This is a genomic window from Salinibacterium sp. NK8237, from assembly GCF_015864955.1.
Taxonomy (GTDB): Bacteria; Actinomycetota; Actinomycetes; order Actinomycetales; family Microbacteriaceae; genus Rhodoglobus.
Genome location: NZ_JADYWE010000001.1, coordinates 2,019,814 through 2,034,399, shown reverse-complemented (window position 1 = coordinate 2,034,399; position 14,586 = coordinate 2,019,814). Strand labels below are relative to the sequence as shown.

General features: G+C 62.6%; 15 protein-coding genes. 5 read left to right on the top strand and 10 right to left on the bottom strand.

Annotated features, from left to right (window positions below; translation table 11 throughout):
* Positions 1 to 44 precede the first annotated feature (44 nt).
* The gene (locus I6E56_RS09825; RefSeq protein WP_197137723.1) at positions 45 to 383 is read left to right on the top strand and encodes an L-rhamnose mutarotase; all 339 of its coding nucleotides are present in this window, start codon (positions 45 to 47) and stop codon (positions 381 to 383) included.
* Here I6E56_RS09825 and I6E56_RS09820 read toward each other — a convergent pair.
* Positions 380 to 1,402: a LacI family DNA-binding transcriptional regulator gene (locus I6E56_RS09820; RefSeq protein WP_197137721.1), complete on the bottom strand. Its 1,023-nt coding sequence runs from the start codon at positions 1,400 to 1,402 to the stop codon at positions 380 to 382. The genes I6E56_RS09825 and I6E56_RS09820 overlap by 4 nt on opposite strands.
* 209 nt (positions 1,403 to 1,611) lie before the next feature.
* Here I6E56_RS09820 and rhaI point away from each other — a divergent pair, with 209 nt between their 5' ends.
* The 3 genes from rhaI (at position 1,612) to I6E56_RS09805 (ending at position 6,277) form a co-directional block, all read left to right on the top strand.
* Positions 1,612 to 2,778, top strand: a complete 1,167-nt coding sequence (rhaI, locus tag I6E56_RS09815) for an L-rhamnose isomerase (RefSeq protein ID WP_197137719.1) — start codon at positions 1,612 to 1,614, stop codon at positions 2,776 to 2,778.
* 68 nt (positions 2,779 to 2,846) lie between these two features.
* Positions 2,847 to 4,883, top strand: coding sequence for a bifunctional aldolase/short-chain dehydrogenase (locus I6E56_RS09810; protein WP_197137718.1), 2,037 nt, complete (start codon positions 2,847 to 2,849; stop codon positions 4,881 to 4,883).
* On the top strand, positions 4,880 to 6,277 hold the full coding sequence (locus I6E56_RS09805) for a rhamnulokinase family protein (protein ID WP_197137716.1): 1,398 nt from the start codon (positions 4,880 to 4,882) through the stop codon (positions 6,275 to 6,277). The genes I6E56_RS09810 and I6E56_RS09805 overlap by 4 nt, the downstream gene beginning before the upstream one ends.
* Before the next feature lie 33 nt (positions 6,278 to 6,310).
* On the opposite strand, the gene I6E56_RS09800 is transcribed toward I6E56_RS09805, so the two are convergent.
* Positions 6,311 to 7,198 (bottom strand): oxaloacetate decarboxylase, encoded by an 888-nt coding sequence (locus tag I6E56_RS09800; protein ID WP_197137715.1) that lies wholly within the window; start codon positions 7,196 to 7,198, stop codon positions 6,311 to 6,313.
* A 58-nt stretch (positions 7,199 to 7,256) separates the two neighbouring features.
* Here I6E56_RS09800 and I6E56_RS09795 point away from each other — a divergent pair, with 58 nt between their 5' ends.
* Entirely contained in the window at positions 7,257 to 8,033 is a 777-nt protein-coding gene (locus I6E56_RS09795; RefSeq protein WP_197137713.1) for an IclR family transcriptional regulator, read from the top strand.
* Between the two features lie 8 nt (positions 8,034 to 8,041).
* Here I6E56_RS09795 and I6E56_RS09790 read toward each other — a convergent pair whose 3' ends face one another.
* Genes I6E56_RS09790 through I6E56_RS09755 form a run of 8 tightly spaced genes read right to left on the bottom strand, consistent with a single transcriptional unit; the run spans position 8,042 to position 14,526 of the window.
* Positions 8,042 to 8,740: an SDR family NAD(P)-dependent oxidoreductase gene (locus I6E56_RS09790; protein ID WP_197137711.1), complete on the bottom strand. Its 699-nt coding sequence runs from the start codon at positions 8,738 to 8,740 to the stop codon at positions 8,042 to 8,044.
* Complete coding sequence (locus I6E56_RS09785) at positions 8,737 to 9,363, bottom strand: isochorismatase family protein (RefSeq protein WP_197137709.1); 627 nt, start codon at positions 9,361 to 9,363, stop codon at positions 8,737 to 8,739. Before I6E56_RS09785 ends, I6E56_RS09790 begins: the two co-directional genes overlap by 4 nt.
* On the bottom strand, positions 9,360 to 9,671 hold the full coding sequence (locus I6E56_RS09780) for a Dabb family protein (RefSeq protein WP_197137707.1): 312 nt from the start codon (positions 9,669 to 9,671) through the stop codon (positions 9,360 to 9,362). The genes I6E56_RS09785 and I6E56_RS09780 overlap by 4 nt, the downstream gene beginning before the upstream one ends.
* A 32-nt stretch (positions 9,672 to 9,703) precedes the next feature.
* Entirely contained in the window at positions 9,704 to 10,450 is a 747-nt protein-coding gene (locus I6E56_RS09775) for an aspartate/glutamate racemase family protein (protein ID WP_197137699.1), read from the bottom strand.
* Positions 10,447 to 11,727: an NAD(P)/FAD-dependent oxidoreductase gene (locus tag I6E56_RS09770; RefSeq protein WP_197137698.1), complete on the bottom strand. Its 1,281-nt coding sequence runs from the start codon at positions 11,725 to 11,727 to the stop codon at positions 10,447 to 10,449. Before I6E56_RS09770 ends, I6E56_RS09775 begins: the two co-directional genes overlap by 4 nt.
* Positions 11,724 to 12,584: an SDR family NAD(P)-dependent oxidoreductase gene (locus I6E56_RS09765; protein ID WP_197137697.1), complete on the bottom strand. Its 861-nt coding sequence runs from the start codon at positions 12,582 to 12,584 to the stop codon at positions 11,724 to 11,726. Before I6E56_RS09765 ends, I6E56_RS09770 begins: the two co-directional genes overlap by 4 nt.
* A complete protein-coding gene (locus tag I6E56_RS09760) occupies positions 12,581 to 13,378 on the bottom strand; it encodes an SDR family NAD(P)-dependent oxidoreductase (protein ID WP_197137696.1) in 798 nt (265 codons plus the stop codon). Before I6E56_RS09760 ends, I6E56_RS09765 begins: the two co-directional genes overlap by 4 nt.
* On the bottom strand, positions 13,375 to 14,526 hold the full coding sequence (locus tag I6E56_RS09755; protein ID WP_197137695.1) for an ABC transporter substrate-binding protein: 1,152 nt from the start codon (positions 14,524 to 14,526) through the stop codon (positions 13,375 to 13,377). The genes I6E56_RS09760 and I6E56_RS09755 overlap by 4 nt, the downstream gene beginning before the upstream one ends.
* Between the last annotated feature and the right edge of the window lie 60 nt (positions 14,527 to 14,586).

Sequence of the window (14,586 nt, the reverse complement as noted above, 5' to 3'; positions counted from 1 at the left end):
TCCGACCGCACCACCCGACCCCAACCACTTAACTCAGGAGCGAAATGACTCGCGTGTGCTTCCAATTGCAGGTCCGGCCAGAACGCCTCGACGAGTATCTCGAGCGCCACACTGCGGTCTGGCCGCGAATGCTCGAGGTCATCGCCGCATCCGGACGCCGCAACTACTCGCTCTTCGTTCGGCCAGACGGAATGCTCATCGGCTACTACGAAACCGACTCAGTGGAAGCATCGCAGCAGTACCTCGATCGCAGCGAGGTCGCCGCCGAGTGGGAGGCCGAGATGGCCGAATTCTTTGTTTCCCTCGACGGTCGACCAGATCAGGCAGCGATGACGCTCCCCGAGGTCTTCAACCTCGAAGACCAGCTCGCTGCCGCTCGCTAGACCGCATCGACGGCGCTGGCCGAAGTAGAGCGACGCACGACGAGTTCCGGTTGAAACTCGACGTGGCGGGGCGCGGCCTCAGGGTCAGCGACCTCTTCAAGCAGGATCTCAAGCGCAGTATGCCCGATCAAACCAGCCGGCTGACGGATCGACGACAACGGGACGACCGCTGCCGAGGCGAAATCGATGTCGTCATAGCCAATGAGCGCGATGTCCTCGGGAACTCGAACGTTTGAGCCCTGAAGCATGAGCGCCTGCAGCACTCCCATGGCGACCAAGTCGTTCGCCGCAAAGATGGCATCGGGCAGTTCAGAACGTGCCGCAATGGCTGTGCCGGCCTTGCGCCCGGCGATGACGCTGAGCGAGTCGAGGGTGACAACCTCTAGCGAAACCCCCGCCTGTGCCTGCGCTGCGAGTTGCGCCCCTTCGAGTCTGTCTGCGACTTGGCGAATCGAGAGCGGCCCGCCGACAAACACAATGCGCGTGCGCCCCTCGGCGATCAAGTGCTCGACCGCCAGGCGCCCACCGGCTACGTCATCCACTGTGACTGAACTAAAGGTTCGATCGGGACTTGCCCGGTCGACGAGCACCGCGGGGATGCCGCGCGCCCGCAACGCCCTGAGGCGCACGCTGATGTCACCAATCGGCGAGATCAGCACACCATGAGAGCGCTGCTGTTCAAAGAGTTCGAGATAGGCCTGTTCGCGTGCCGGGTCTTCGTCACTGTTGCCGAGGATGACCGAAAGGCCTTCTTGGCTGGCCCGGGTTTCTGCGCCGCGGGCGACATCCGTGAAGAACGGGTTGCGCACGTCGAGAACGACGAGGCCGATGGTTTTGCTGTGGCCGTCCCGCAGCTGGCGGGCGGCGTCGTTGCGAACGAAGCCGAGCTCTTCAATCGCCTGCTGAACTTTCGTGACCGTGGCCGGTGCAACTTTCGCGGGGTGATTCATCACATTGGAGACGGTGCCGACAGACACTCCCGCGTGCCGGGCGACATCCTTGACACTGACCCCGCTCATGCAATCCCGCTTCCTCAGCCGCATCGCTGACTCGTTTTTTGAATCGTTCAATAGTGGCACGGAATCTCGCCACCTTGACGAAAACCCACAGAAGACCTTATTCTCGATCCGAACAGTTAAAACGATTCAATGAAGAGTTGATGAGTGAGACACAGCCACTCACTGCCTGAGTGTGCCCGTCATCGCTTCGCAAGAACAAAGGACCAGCAGTGACCAGCTTCAGCTCAATCGCAGCCCGCCTCGAAGAGCAGGCCATCGAACTCCCCTCATGGGCCTTCGGAAACTCCGGCACTCGATTCAAAGTCTTCGGAACCCCCGGCACTCCCCGCACTCCGGAAGAGAAGATCGCGGATGCCGCCCAGGTCAACAAGTACACGGCACTGTCTCCGACCGTCGCCCTCCACATCCCCTGGGACAAGGTCGACGACTACAGCGCCCTGCGCTCCTTCGCGCAAGACCACGGCGTTGACCTCGGAACGGTGAACTCGAACACGTTCCAAGAGGACGACTACAAGTTCGGCTCGCTTACCAACGTCGACCCCACGATTCGCCAGAAGGCCATCGATCACCACTTCGAGTGCATCGACGTCATGGACCAGGCAGGGTCTCGCGACCTCAAGATTTGGCTCGCTGACGGCTCCAACTACCCCGGCCAGGCCGACATCCGCGGTCGCCAGGATCGTCTTGCAGACTCGCTAGAGAAGATCTACGCCCGCCTCGGGCAAGAACAGCGCATGGTGCTCGAGTACAAGTTCTTCGAACCCGCTTTTTACCACATGGATGTTCCGGACTGGGGAACCAGCTACGCCCAAGTAGCGGCCCTCGGCGAGCGCGCCCTTGTGTGCCTCGACACCGGCCACCACGCTCCCGGCACCAACATTGAGTTCATCGTGATGCAGCTACTGCGCCTCGGCAAGCTGGGTTCGTTCGACTTCAACTCGCGCTTCTACGCCGATGACGACCTCATTGTGGGCGCAGCGGACCCGTTCCAGCTGTTCCGCATCCTCTACGAAGTTGTGCGCGGTGGCGGCTATGGCGTCGACAGCGGAGTGGCTTTCATGCTCGACCAGTGCCACAACGTCGAAGACAAGATTCCCGGTCAGATGCGCTCGGTACTCAACGTGCAAGAGATGACGGCGCGTGCACTGCTCGTCGACTCGGATGCTCTCACCGCAGCTCAAGAGGCGGGCGACGTTCTCGGCGCTAACGCCATCATGATGGATGCCTTCTACACCGACGTACGTGCTGACCTCGCCGCTTGGCGCGAGTCGCGCGGCCTTCCTGCCGACCCGATGGCCGCCTATGCGGCCTCTGGTTACCAGCAGAAGATCGCGGAAGACCGCGTCGGTGGCGTTCAGGCTGGATGGGGTGCCTAAGCCTCGCGGTTTAGACACGAATTCATCCTCTCCCCGCTCAATCTCGCCTCTGACGACAAGGACCTCTCATGACAAACCCCACTGCAGCTGAACTCATCGCACGCTCGAACCGCCTCGGTTCCGATCCGCGCGTCACCAACTACGCCGGCGGCAACACGTCGGCAAAGGGCACCGAAACGGATCCCGTTACCGGCGAGCCCATCGAGCTGATGTGGGTGAAGGGCTCCGGCGGAGACCTCGGCACCCTAAAGGAAGCCGGCCTCGCCGTGCTGCGCCTCGACCGCCTGCGTTCGATGACGAACGTCTACCCGGGCATCGACCGCGAAGACGAAATGGTTGCCGCGTTCGACTACACGCTTCACGGCAAGGGTGGCGCCGCGCCATCCATCGACACCGCCATGCACGGCCTCGTCGATGCCGCGCACGTCGACCACTTGCACCCCGACTCCGGTATCGCCATTGCGACCGCCAAGGACGGCAAGAAGCTCACCAAGAAGGCTTTTGGCGACAAGGTTGTCTGGGTTGACTGGCGTCGCCCTGGCTTCCAGCTCGGACTCGACATTGCCGAGATCAAGGCCAAGAACCCGAAGGCCATCGGCTGCATCCTCGGCGGCCACGGCATCACCGCGTGGGGCGACACGAGCGATGAGGCCGAAGCGAACAGCCTCTGGATCATTAAGACTGCCGAAGAGTACATCGCCGCCAAGGGCAAGAAGGCCCCGTTCGGTCGCACCGTCGCCAAGAACGCCGCGTTGCCCGAAGAGGAACGTCGCACCAAGGCCGCTGCCCTCGCCGCCACCATCCGCGGCATCGCTAGCCACGATCGCCCCATGGTCGGTCACTTCACCGACGCCGACGTCGTTCTCGACTTCCTGGCTTCCGCTAACGCCCCGAAGCTTGCGGCTCTCGGCACGAGCTGCCCCGACCACTTCTTGCGCACCAAGGTAAAGCCGCTGCTGCTCGACCTGCCTGCGAACGCCTCGATCGAGAAGAGCATCGAGCGCCTGAAGGAACTCCACGAGGAGTACCGCAAGGACTACACCACGTACTACGACAAGCACGCCACCGACGACTCCCCCGAGATCCGCGGCGCTGACCCGCTCATCGTTCTCGTTCCCGGTGTCGGAATGTTCAGCTACGGCGCCAACAAGCAGACCGCCCGCGTCGCAGGCGAGTTCTACGTCAACGCCATCAACGTGATGCGCGGCGCCGAAGCCCTTTCCACCTACGCTCCCATCAGCGATGCCGAGAAGTTCAACATCGAATACTGGGCACTCGAAGAAGCCAAACTGCAGCGGATGCCGAAGCCCAAGTCGCACGCGACGCGCGTCGCTCTCGTGACTGGCGCAGCATCCGGCATCGGCAAGGCCATCGCTACTCGTCTGGCAGCGGACGGCGCCTGCGTCGTTATTGCTGACCTCGACCTCGAGAAGGCTCAGGCCGCTGCCGCTGAAATTGGCAACACGGATGTCGCGATCGGGCTCAAGGTCAACGTGACTGACGCTGCTGCAATCGAGCGCATGGTGCAGGATGCCGTACTCGCCTTCGGTGGCATCGACATCGTTGTAAACAATGCGGGCGTTTCGCTCTCGAAGCCCCTGCTGGAGACCACCGAGCAGGATTGGGACTTCCAGCACGACATCATGGCCAAGGGTTCGTTCTTGGTGTCGAAGGCCACCGCGCCGGTGCTCATCGAGCAGGCCATGGGCGGCGACGTCATTTACATCTCGTCGAAGAACTCGGTCTTCGCTGGCCCCAACAATATTGCCTACTCGGCCACGAAGGCTGACCAGGCTCACCAGGTGCGACTGCTCGCGGTCGAGCTGGGCGAGCACGGCGTGAAGGTCAACGGCATCAACCCCGATGGCGTTGTGCGCGGTTCGGGAATCTTTGCGGCAGGCTGGGGCGCCAACCGCGCCAAGACCTACGGCGTTGAAGAAGAAGACTTGGGCAAGTTCTACGCCCAGCGCACGATCCTCAAGCGTGAGGTTCTGCCCGAGAACGTGGCGAACGCGGTGTCGGTACTCACGGGCCCCGACCTCAGCCACACCACCGGTCTTCACATTCCCGTTGATGCCGGCGTTGCGGCGGCCTTCCTCCGATGAACGCGAAAGTTGTCGCCGCGGTCGATCTGGGGGCGACCAGTGGCCGAGTCATGCTCGGCCACGTGGGTCACAACGAGCTCACGGTTCGTCCCGTGGCACGTTTTCCCAACGGGCCAGTTCGCCGCGCCGATGGCTTGCACTGGGACATTGATGCGCTCTACTCGAGCGTTCTCGCCGGTTTGGCGGCTGCGGTTCGTGAAGAGCCGCAGTTGTCGAGCATCGGCGTTGACTCGTGGGCGGTCGACTACGCTTTGATGGCGGGCGGGCAGATGGTTGCGCCCCCGTTCCATTACCGCGACGACCGCACCGCGGCCGGCGTGGAGCGGGTGCACGCGATTGCCGATCACGCTGAGCTGTATGCGTCGAACGGGCTCCAGTTTCTTCCCTTTAATACGCTCTACCAATTCGCGACTGAGCAGAACCTTGCCGACGCGGACGGCTTCCTGCTCGTGCCCGACCTCATCAACTACTGGTTGACCGGGCGTCAGGTTGCCGAACAGACCAATGCATCGACCACGGGACTGCTCAACATTGCGACCGGCCAGTGGGATGACGCGCTCATCGAGAAACTCGGATTCTCCCGCAGCCTCTTCCCCGAGCTGGTTACCCCTGGCACCCACCTCGGGCCGGTGCGCGACGAGCTCGGCATTCGTGCCGACGTGGTCGCTGTTGGATCGCACGACACGGCATCCGCTGTCGTCGCGGTTCCGGCAACGAACGACGACTTCGCGTATATCTCCTGCGGCACGTGGGGGCTCGTCGGCGTCGAGCTGAACTCCCCCGTGCTCACCGAGGCCAGCCGTGCCGCCAACTTCACCAACGAGGGCGGCGTCGACGGGCGGGTGCGCTACCTGCACAACGTCATGGGCCTGTGGTTGCTGAGCGAGTGCGTGCGCGACTGGCAGAAGGATGACGCCGGCGTCGACCTTCTCGACCTGCTGGCTGCGGCATCCGCTCTCACCACGGCAGCGCCGATCTTCGACGCGAACGACCCAAGTTTTCTCGCGCCCGACGGCATGCCCGAACGCATCGCCGCCTGGTGCACCGAACACGATGTTGCTCCGCCCCAGTCGCGCGTCGAGTTTGTGCGCAGCATCATCGAAAGCCTCAGCGTTGCTTTCGTGGATGCCGTTCACACGGCCTCAGACCTCTCCGGAAAGTCGGTGTCGGTCATCCATATCGTCGGCGGTGGCTCGCAGAACGAGTTGCTCTGCCAGCTGATCGCGGACCGCAGTGGAATGCCGGTGCTCGCCGGCCCCGTGGAAGCCACGGCGATTGGCAACGTGCTCGTTCAGGCGCGGGCTCAAGGCTTTGTCGAGGGCTCGCTGGAGAGCTTGCGGCGTCTCGTGACGACAGCGTTCTCGCCCAAGCGCTACTTGCCGCGCTCGCGGTAGTTAGCCGTCGCCCGCGGCCGCTTCCGCTCGCGGCTACGCGCCGAGAATGCTCTGATCGAAACGAGCGTAACCCTCGTAGTCGAGCGTGTCGTACAGTTCGTCTTTCGTCTGCATGTCATCCATCACGCCGGTTTGAGAGCCTTCGTCAAGAATGTGGCGCAGCCCCCGGGCAGTCGCACCCATTGCTAGACGCATGAGCGTCATCGGGTACACGGCGAGCTGGTAACCAAGGTCGCGCGCTTCGGTCTGTGTGAGGGGCGGCCGTCCGCCGAACTCATTGAGATTGAGCATGAGGGGCACGTCGATCGCCTGCCGAAAGCGCGCGTACTCGTCTGGCCCTCGAAGCGCCTCGGGGAACACGACGTCGGCGCCAGCAGCGACAAAGGCGTTGGCGCGCTCGATAGCGGCATCCAACCCGATCGCGGCACGGGCATCGGTGCGCGCAATGATCACGAAGTCCTTACGACGACGGCCGGCGACGGCGGCACGGATGCGGCGGATGCTGGCCTCCTCGTCTACAACCTCGATCCCGGCCGAGTGGCCGCACCGTTTGGGGTTGATCTGGTCCTCGATGTGGCACCCGGCAACTCCGGCATCCTCGAGTGATTGAATCGTGCGGGCCGCATTCGCTGGTTCGCCGAAGCCGGTGTCGGCATCCACGATCGAGGGAATGCCGACCATGCGGGCGATCTGATGCGCCCGCTGCGCAACCTCGGTGGCGGTGGTGAGACCGATGTCGGGCAAGCCGAGATCCGCAGCAATCATGTGGCCAGAGATATAGACACCGTCGGCACCAGCCTGTTGGATGAGTTGAGCGCTCAGGGCGTTGAAAGCTCCGGGCATGATGCTGAGCCCACCAGCGTCGAGGCTCTTTCGAAGACGGCGGCGCTTTGATTTGGGTGTCACGTCGGAGTACAACATTAATCCTCGCTTCTCATATAGTGCGAATTATTGTTTTGCATAATGGTAATATCGAGGGATGCCGACGAACACGAATTCCACCACCAGCGCGCGCGTCACGGGAGCCGAAAGTGGCCGCCGCTTGCTGTCGGTGCTGCTGAGTTTCAACCCCAACAAACCGCTGTGGACTGTCGCTGAGCTTTCGACCCAATTGAGCATGAGCAGCTCCATGGTCTACCGCTACATCGCGCTGCTTCGCGAAGTGGGCCTCGTCGATGCCGCACCGGGAAACGCGTATCGCGTGACCGACCGCGCCGCCTCCCTCGCCGGAGCAGCGACTGCGGCTGGCCTTCCCCTGGCCGAGGCCGCCGGCCCGGTGCTCAACCGTCTGCGTGATGAAATCGATGAGACCGTGCTCGTTGCCCGCCGCGGCGGCTGGCGGGTCTTTACTGTCGACCGCGTTGAATCCCGCAAGCCGGTTCGGCTGCAATTTGAACCAGGTCAAGCAATGACGCTGCACACCGGCTCCCTCGCCCGCGTACTTCTGGCAGGCATGCCCAAAGACGAGCGCGAGGCCTACATCGGGCAGCTCGATCCTTCCGTGCGCAGCAACGGTCACCTCACCGAAGAAGCCCTTGATACCGTCCGCCAGACTGGCTGGACCGAAAGCTTCGAAGAGGTCGACGAGGGAATCTGGGGCATCTCTGCCGCCATCCGTGTTCGAGGCGAAACCATCGGAGCCCTCGGTTGTGCTGCGCCGATCTACCGCAACGACGAGAAGAAGCGTCGCGCCATTCGAGACCTCGTTGTCGAGGGTGCAGCCGAAATCTCGCGACTGCTCGAAGATCGCCACTGACACTCTCATCAGTGCAACACTGAGCCGCCGTCGACGACGAGCGTCTGGCCGGTGATAGCTCGCGCCGCTGGCGATGCCAAGAAGCGCACGGCAGCGACCGCATCCTCAACTGTCAGATCGATCGGAAGCGCTCGGGCGTCGCGAAACTTCGCGCGCTCGCTCTCGGTCCAGAGACTCTCGTTGCGTTCGGTGGCAATAAGTCCGGGGGCAACCGCGTTCACGCGCACACCGTCTGGACCCAAGGCTAGGGCCAGCGAACGGGTCATCCCGATCACGCCGGCTTTCGCCGCCGCGTACTGAATCATGCGTGGATGCCCCTTCAGCGCAATCGCAGAGGTGATGTTCACGATCGACCCCTTGCTTGCGCGCAGCGCCTCGCGGCACCCCCACACCGCGAAGTAGCCGGAGTCGAGGTTGATCCCCATGGAGGTTTTCCACGCTTGGGGAGTTAGCTCGTCGAGCGACATCGTTGGCCAGACGCCAATCGCGTTGATGAGCACATCGACCGCCGGAATCTCGGAGAGTGTCTCCGCGATCGCAGGGTCGGCGGCATCCACAATATGCGCGGTGCCACCCACAGCTGTGGCAATCTCGGTGGCCGCCGCCGATTTGTCGACAACGTGCACGTGAAAACCGTCGGCAGCATAGGACTGCGCGAGCGCACGGCCCACTTCACCTGCGCCGCCAGCAATCACGATCGTGCTCATCGCGCGGCGCCGCCCAGAATCGCACGCGCGGCATCGACAGAAACAACTTCGCCGATCTTCGCCTGAATATCGAAGAGGTTTGCCTCGTGCGGGCCCGGCAGGCGATCGCCGACCGCACCATCCACGACGATCGGGATGAACCCCGACTGCATGCAGTCCGTAGCGGTGGCACGGATGCACCCACTCGTTGTGAGTCCGGTGATCACGAGAGTGTCAATGCGCAGCGCCGCGAGCGTTGCCGCCAACGACGTGCCCGCGAAGGCACTCGGGTACTGCTTCACGATTTCAATATCGCCCTGGCCCGGGGCGAGCCCCTCAATGTAGCCACTGAACGGACTGCCGGGTTCAAACCACTTGAGGGCGGGAACCTTCTGAACGAAGACACCCCCATCGCGCCCATTCGGCTCATGCAGCACGCGAGTGATGATGACCGGCACTCCTGCCGCCGTCGCCGCAGCACGCAACTCGCGCATCTGCACCGCGACATCTTCGACGCCGGCATACAGCGGACATTCCGGATTCGTGTAGGCCTCACACGGGTCAACGATGATGAGCGCCGGGCTAGTGCCCGGGGTCAAGCGCCCCTGAAGTCCGGCATCCTCGTAATCGGCCGCGTCACTCACAACTGGGCCTCGCGATACCCATCAATCTGCACGAACGCGGTCGAAGCGATCACCGGCGCAATCGCCTCAGCGATCACCGCTTTGTGGGCGGGATGCGCGCCATACGCTCGCCACGCTTCTTCTGATTCGAACGTGAGCAGAAAGATGACATTGCCATTTCCCTCTTTGAGGCCGAGATCGTTGCCGATCTGCACGCGCGTGAGGCCGTTGATCTGACCAAGAAGCCCGAGCAGTCCCTGCCCGATAGCCTCGCGGCTCTCGTCGGTGGTGCCTTCCTTCAGGGTGAGGAGTCCGATGTGGGTGACCATGAGTGTGTCCTTCCGTAGCAGTGCAGGGGTGATCAATGTTCGGAGAAAAGCGAACCGAAGCCGTCGAGTTTGTCCATGATTCCGTTGGTGCGATAGGCCGCCCACACGGTCGCGGTGTTGATCGCGATGACAGGTTTGCCGAGTTCTTGTTCCATCTCGGCAGCGACCCTCGCGGCGGGGAGGTTCGTGCCCGCTTGGATAATCACATCGACATCCGGAGCATCAACGGCCCGGAACGCGGCCTTGATCTCCTCGGGAGTCACATCGCCGATCGACGTTGCAGAATCGCACTTGAGCCCGTGCACATCGTGAACTTCGTAACCAATCTGCTCGAAGAAGTCCCTCACTTGAGCGTCGCCAACCGGCTGATACGGCGTGATGACGCCGATCTTCTTGGCGCCATAAACGTCGAGCGCCATCGTGCAGGCCATCGCGCCGGTGGTCACGTCGAGACCGTCAGAGAGCTCGCCCATCCAGCGCGCGAACTCCGCCGCGCCATCCTTGCCGCCCCAGAATGTTTCGGCACTCATGCCCATTACGAGCGAGTCGACCTTGGCGGTGACGACGTTGCGCACGGCAACCCCAATCTCGGTCCGCAGGCTCTCCAAGAACGCAACGAACGACGCGTCGTCGTCGAGCTCTGGGTCGGGGATGTAGATGCGACCCGTGTGCCACGAGACGCCGTCAACGCGCATCCAGTTGAATTCGGCCTCGACGACCGTGTTGGTTGACGGGAGGATGAGCCCGAACTGGGCGCGGGGCGAAGTAATGCTGGTCATGATGCTGTCCTTGCGTCGAGCTGGAGAGAGGGAACAGGAGGGGATGTTTCGTTGGCCTGAGCGAGACCGTCGCGCATCCGGCGGCTCGACTTCTCGAAGGACGAGATCATCGAGGTGCCGAGCAAGTACTCACGGGCGCGCACCGGATCAGCCGCAATGTCAGCCATCTCGTTCTTGCGTTCCGAGCGCTCCTTGTCGTCTTGCTGACGCATCTCTTCGTAATTCTTCTGCGTGTTCTTTTGAACATCGACAGCGGCAGCGTCGTAGCGAACGCGGGCGTAGGTCTCGACCGCTTGCGTCGGGTCCCCGCCAGCAAGCGCGAACGAAATCGCCTCAACCGCGGCGTGGGCGTCGTGGATTCCGCTGTTCATGCCCATGCCGCCGAGCGGGTTGTTGATGTGCGCAGCATCGCCCGCGAGCAAGACTCGCCCCTGACCGAATGTCGCCGCGAGCCGCTGATGCACCTTATAGATAGTGCTGTGGGCTACCGGGTACGGCTCATCGAGAGCGATAACGCCCTGCAACCGTTCCTCGATGCGGTCAGGATGCTGCGCCGCTTCATCCGATTCATCTTCGTCGATCGGAAAAAGAACACGCCAGTGCTGCGGAGTGCGCAAGAGCACGCCCCAGTCGTCGGGGTCATAGACATAGCTAACGTAGGCAAGGTCGTCGAAGTCATCCAAGAAGTCGTGCGTGGTCGATGCAACCAGGAAGCGCTCGGGGTAGGTCACACCTTCAAAAGCGATGCCCAAGGACTGCCGCACGGCGGAGCCTGCGCCATCCGTTCCGATCAGCCAGTCGGCGCGGTAGCTCGGCTCGCGTCCATCCCCCGGAAGGAATACGTAGGCGCAGTTGCGCCCCATCTCGACGCGTTCCACGGGAGCGCCATAGCGCAGGGTTACGTGGGGCATCTCCTCAAGATGACGACGGATGATGCGGGTCAGCGTGCCCTGCTCGTTCTGAATTCTGAACGGAAACTCGGTGTCATTCTCGAGGAGCGCCATATCGAGGTGCGCGATGAGCTCGCGGTTGTGGCCGCGGTACTGAAAGCCCGGAGCCTTGAGTCCAGACTCCATCAGCTCATCAACGACTCCCAAGTCTTTGAGAATCTCCAAGCTTGGCGGGTGAAAGGTCGACGCTCGCGATTCTGTGGCGAGGTCATCCCCGGTTTCAAGAATCGTGACAGGAATGCCCTTCAGAGCCAGGGCGAGCGCGGCAGTCATTCCTACCGGCCCCATGCCCGCGATGATGACGGTGGGCTGCGTTTCAACTGTCATAGCTGTGCTTCCTTTTCGGTGCTGTGCGGGGAGTCGACGCGTTGGTCCGCGCCTGAAGTTCGTGCGGTCACGATGTCGGCAAAACCGCCAACGGGATGACCTGCGACGGCGAGTTGGCCGCCGTCGACGGGGAGAGTGTGACCGGTGATCATGGAGGCGGATGCCGAGAGCAAAAACTCAATCGCTCGCGCGACTTCCGCTGGCTCACCAAGAGCACGCTGCGGAACCGATGCGGTGAGAGCACGTTCGCCATACGTGGCGCGGATCTTCTCAGTGATGGGAGTCTCGATAAGCCCAGGGGCGACGGCGTTGACGCGAATGCCGTGCGGGCCAAGCTCGGTGGCGAGCGCCTGCGTGAGGGCAACGATCGCGCCCTTCGACGCGTGGTAGTGAGCACCGAGCCCGTTCACGTAACCGAAGCCCGCGGTAGAAGACACGGTGACGATGGAGCCACCACGGCCGGCGCTGACAAGCCCACGCGCAACACTGCGGGCAGCGATGGCCGTGCCAAGAAGATTGATATCGAGCGTGCTTTTCCACGCGGCGATCGAGGATTCTAGAAAGGGTTCCTTGACAGAAATTCCGGCACTCGTGACGAGCCCGTCGACGCCGCCGACGCCGTCGTCGCCACCGCCAACGATGGAATCAACGGCAAGTTCAAGAGCTTCGGCATCCGAGGCATCAACAACAACCCACTGGCCGCGCACCTCTGGTGCAAGCTCGTGCCACCACGCCGACAGCGCTGCATCAGGTTCGGTGCGATCGAGCACCGAAACCCGGGTGCCCCGAGCTGCGAGATGTTTCGCAGTCGCGGCACCGATGCCTGAGGCACCACCGGTAACGAGAACGTGGCTCACAATGCTCCTGAAGTTCGGGTGTCGATTGAAGAAACGAGATGCCCTCCGATGGGAGGAACGGAGACGGAAGTTTGCCCACCGTCGACGGGAAGAATGTGGCCGGTCGTGAACGAGGCGGCGGGCGACAGCAACCAGTCGGCCACCGCAGCGACCTCTTCTGGTTCCGCCAAACGCCCAGCTGGTGCCCGCGCCGCAAGCAGTTCCTCACCAATGCTTTCGCGCTGACGACGAGTCATCGGCGTACGCACCAGACCAGGGGCAACACAATTAACACGGATGCCGTGGCGAGCCAGATCGCCAGCCAGCGACCGGGTGATTCCCACCACTGCCGCTTTCGAGGCGTGGTACGCGGCTCCAAGCCCCGCGACGTAACCGAGCCCGGCGGAGGACGCGAGCGTGACCATACTTCCGGGGCGGCCTTCCGCCACGAGGAGGCGGGCAACAGCGCGAGCCGCCATCAGTGTTCCCCCTACGTTGATTTCCATTGTGCGAGTGAAGGTGTCGACTCCCACATCCAGCACGGTGCTCTGGTCGACGACGCCGGCGCAGGTGGCCAGTCCGTCGATGGCTGCATAGCGGTGTGAGCTTTCGATCGCTTTCGTCATGGCGGCGGTGTCAGCGACGTCGACGACGTGCCATTCACCTCTCGAACTTTGCGGTAGTTCCGCCCACCACTGGTGGGCGTCACTCTCGGCACGGTCGAGAACTGAGACACGCTCGCCGCGCGCCGCCAGGCGGTGCGCCAGGGACATTCCGATCCCTGCCGCACCTCCCGTTATGACGATGTGAGTCATCGAGGGTCGACGTCGATTGACTTGTCAGTTACGTAAGCGTCACCCTCGTAGTGCCCAATGGTCGCGCTGAACGACAACTGGCCGCTCTCGCTTCCTGAGTGCGTTCCGCAAATCCCGGTCGATGCTGGCAACTCAAGAAGAGCGGTCTGAATTGCTTCAGCGTCGGTTGACCCGGCATTCTCGATGGCGTCGAACAACAGGTTCGCTCCGTCGTATGCAATTGCTGCATACTCTGTCGGGGCTCCGCCGAATTCTTCTTCGTACGCGGCTGACCAGTCGAACAGGTCGCCTTCCGTTGCGGCCGAGGGCACGCACTGGTTGCGGTTGTAGATAGTTTCAAATCCGTCGTAGTTGAGCTGGGCGAAGGTGCCTGGCTGAACGCCGGCGACGAAGGTCGGCAGTGCGACTCCGGCAGTGGCGAGCGCGTTGGCTGCGACGATGTAGTCAGCCTGCTGGCCGTAGACGAAGAGCATTTCGGCATCGGAGCTGCGCAGGTTGTTTGCCTGAGTGGAGAGGTCCACATCGCCCGACTGGAAGATTTCTTCGTCGACAATCTCGAATCCGAATTCTTCAGCGGCGTCGTACACCACTTCAGAGGCACCGGTGCCGAGCTCGCCACTTTCGCGGAGCAGGGCGACCTTGGTGACGCCGAGATCTTCCGCAGCGAACTGAGCCGCCGCGGTCGAGGTGATGCCATCGTGCGACGTCATGTCGAATGCCCACTCGCTACCGAGAGCGAGCGTTGCACTTGTGCCACCCATGATGACGGGGATAGCGGTGCGGTCGACCTGAGTCATCACAGCGAATCCCTGGGTGCTGACGGGGAATCCGATGACGGCGGCCGGGTTCTCACCGGTAATACGGTTGAAGGCGTTCAAGGCTGAGGCGTCATCCGCACCGGTGTCTTCTTGCACGACTCGAACTGTTGAACCGTTGATGCCTCCAGCCGCGTTAATTTCTGCAACGGCCATCTCGATGCCCTGCGACATCGGCTCACCGAGAACGGCTGAGCCTCCGGTGGTGGGCAGTGCGACGCCGATTACGATCTCACCGTCAACGGCTTCGTCGCCGGCGCTGCAAGCCGAGAGCGTAAGCGCTCCGATTGCGGCGACAGCGATAGCGGCCGACTTCATTGATGTGCGTGTCATGTGCTGTTCCTTACTCGTAGTGATTCGGGATTTTCGGTGGAGCAGTGATGCAGGTGAAGC

What these genes read in the sequence shown, in the direction of transcription:
- I6E56_RS09800 (WP_197137715.1), bottom strand. Translation starts at nt 7,198, where the DNA reads ATGTTGTACTCCGACGTGACACCCAAATCAAAGCGCCGCCGTCTTCGA.
- I6E56_RS09760 (WP_197137696.1), bottom strand. Translation starts at nt 13,378, where the DNA reads ATGACTCACATCGTCATAACGGGAGGTGCGGCAGGGATCGGAATGTCC.
- I6E56_RS09795 (WP_197137713.1), top strand. Translation starts at nt 7,257, where the DNA reads ATGCCGACGAACACGAATTCCACCACCAGCGCGCGCGTCACGGGAGCC.
- I6E56_RS09775 (WP_197137699.1), bottom strand. Translation starts at nt 10,450, where the DNA reads ATGACCAGCATTACTTCGCCCCGCGCCCAGTTCGGGCTCATCCTCCCG.
- I6E56_RS09770 (WP_197137698.1), bottom strand. Translation starts at nt 11,727, where the DNA reads ATGACAGTTGAAACGCAGCCCACCGTCATCATCGCGGGCATGGGGCCG.
- I6E56_RS09790 (WP_197137711.1), bottom strand. Translation starts at nt 8,740, where the DNA reads ATGAGCACGATCGTGATTGCTGGCGGCGCAGGTGAAGTGGGCCGTGCG.
- I6E56_RS09820 (WP_197137721.1), bottom strand. Translation starts at nt 1,402, where the DNA reads ATGAGCGGGGTCAGTGTCAAGGATGTCGCCCGGCACGCGGGAGTGTCT.
- I6E56_RS09810 (WP_197137718.1), top strand. Translation starts at nt 2,847, where the DNA reads ATGACAAACCCCACTGCAGCTGAACTCATCGCACGCTCGAACCGCCTC.
- I6E56_RS09755 (WP_197137695.1), bottom strand. Translation starts at nt 14,526, where the DNA reads ATGACACGCACATCAATGAAGTCGGCCGCTATCGCTGTCGCCGCAATC.
- I6E56_RS09780 (WP_197137707.1), bottom strand. Translation starts at nt 9,671, where the DNA reads ATGGTCACCCACATCGGACTCCTCACCCTGAAGGAAGGCACCACCGAC.
- I6E56_RS09805 (WP_197137716.1), top strand. Translation starts at nt 4,880, where the DNA reads ATGAACGCGAAAGTTGTCGCCGCGGTCGATCTGGGGGCGACCAGTGGC.
- I6E56_RS09825 (WP_197137723.1), top strand. Translation starts at nt 45, where the DNA reads ATGACTCGCGTGTGCTTCCAATTGCAGGTCCGGCCAGAACGCCTCGAC.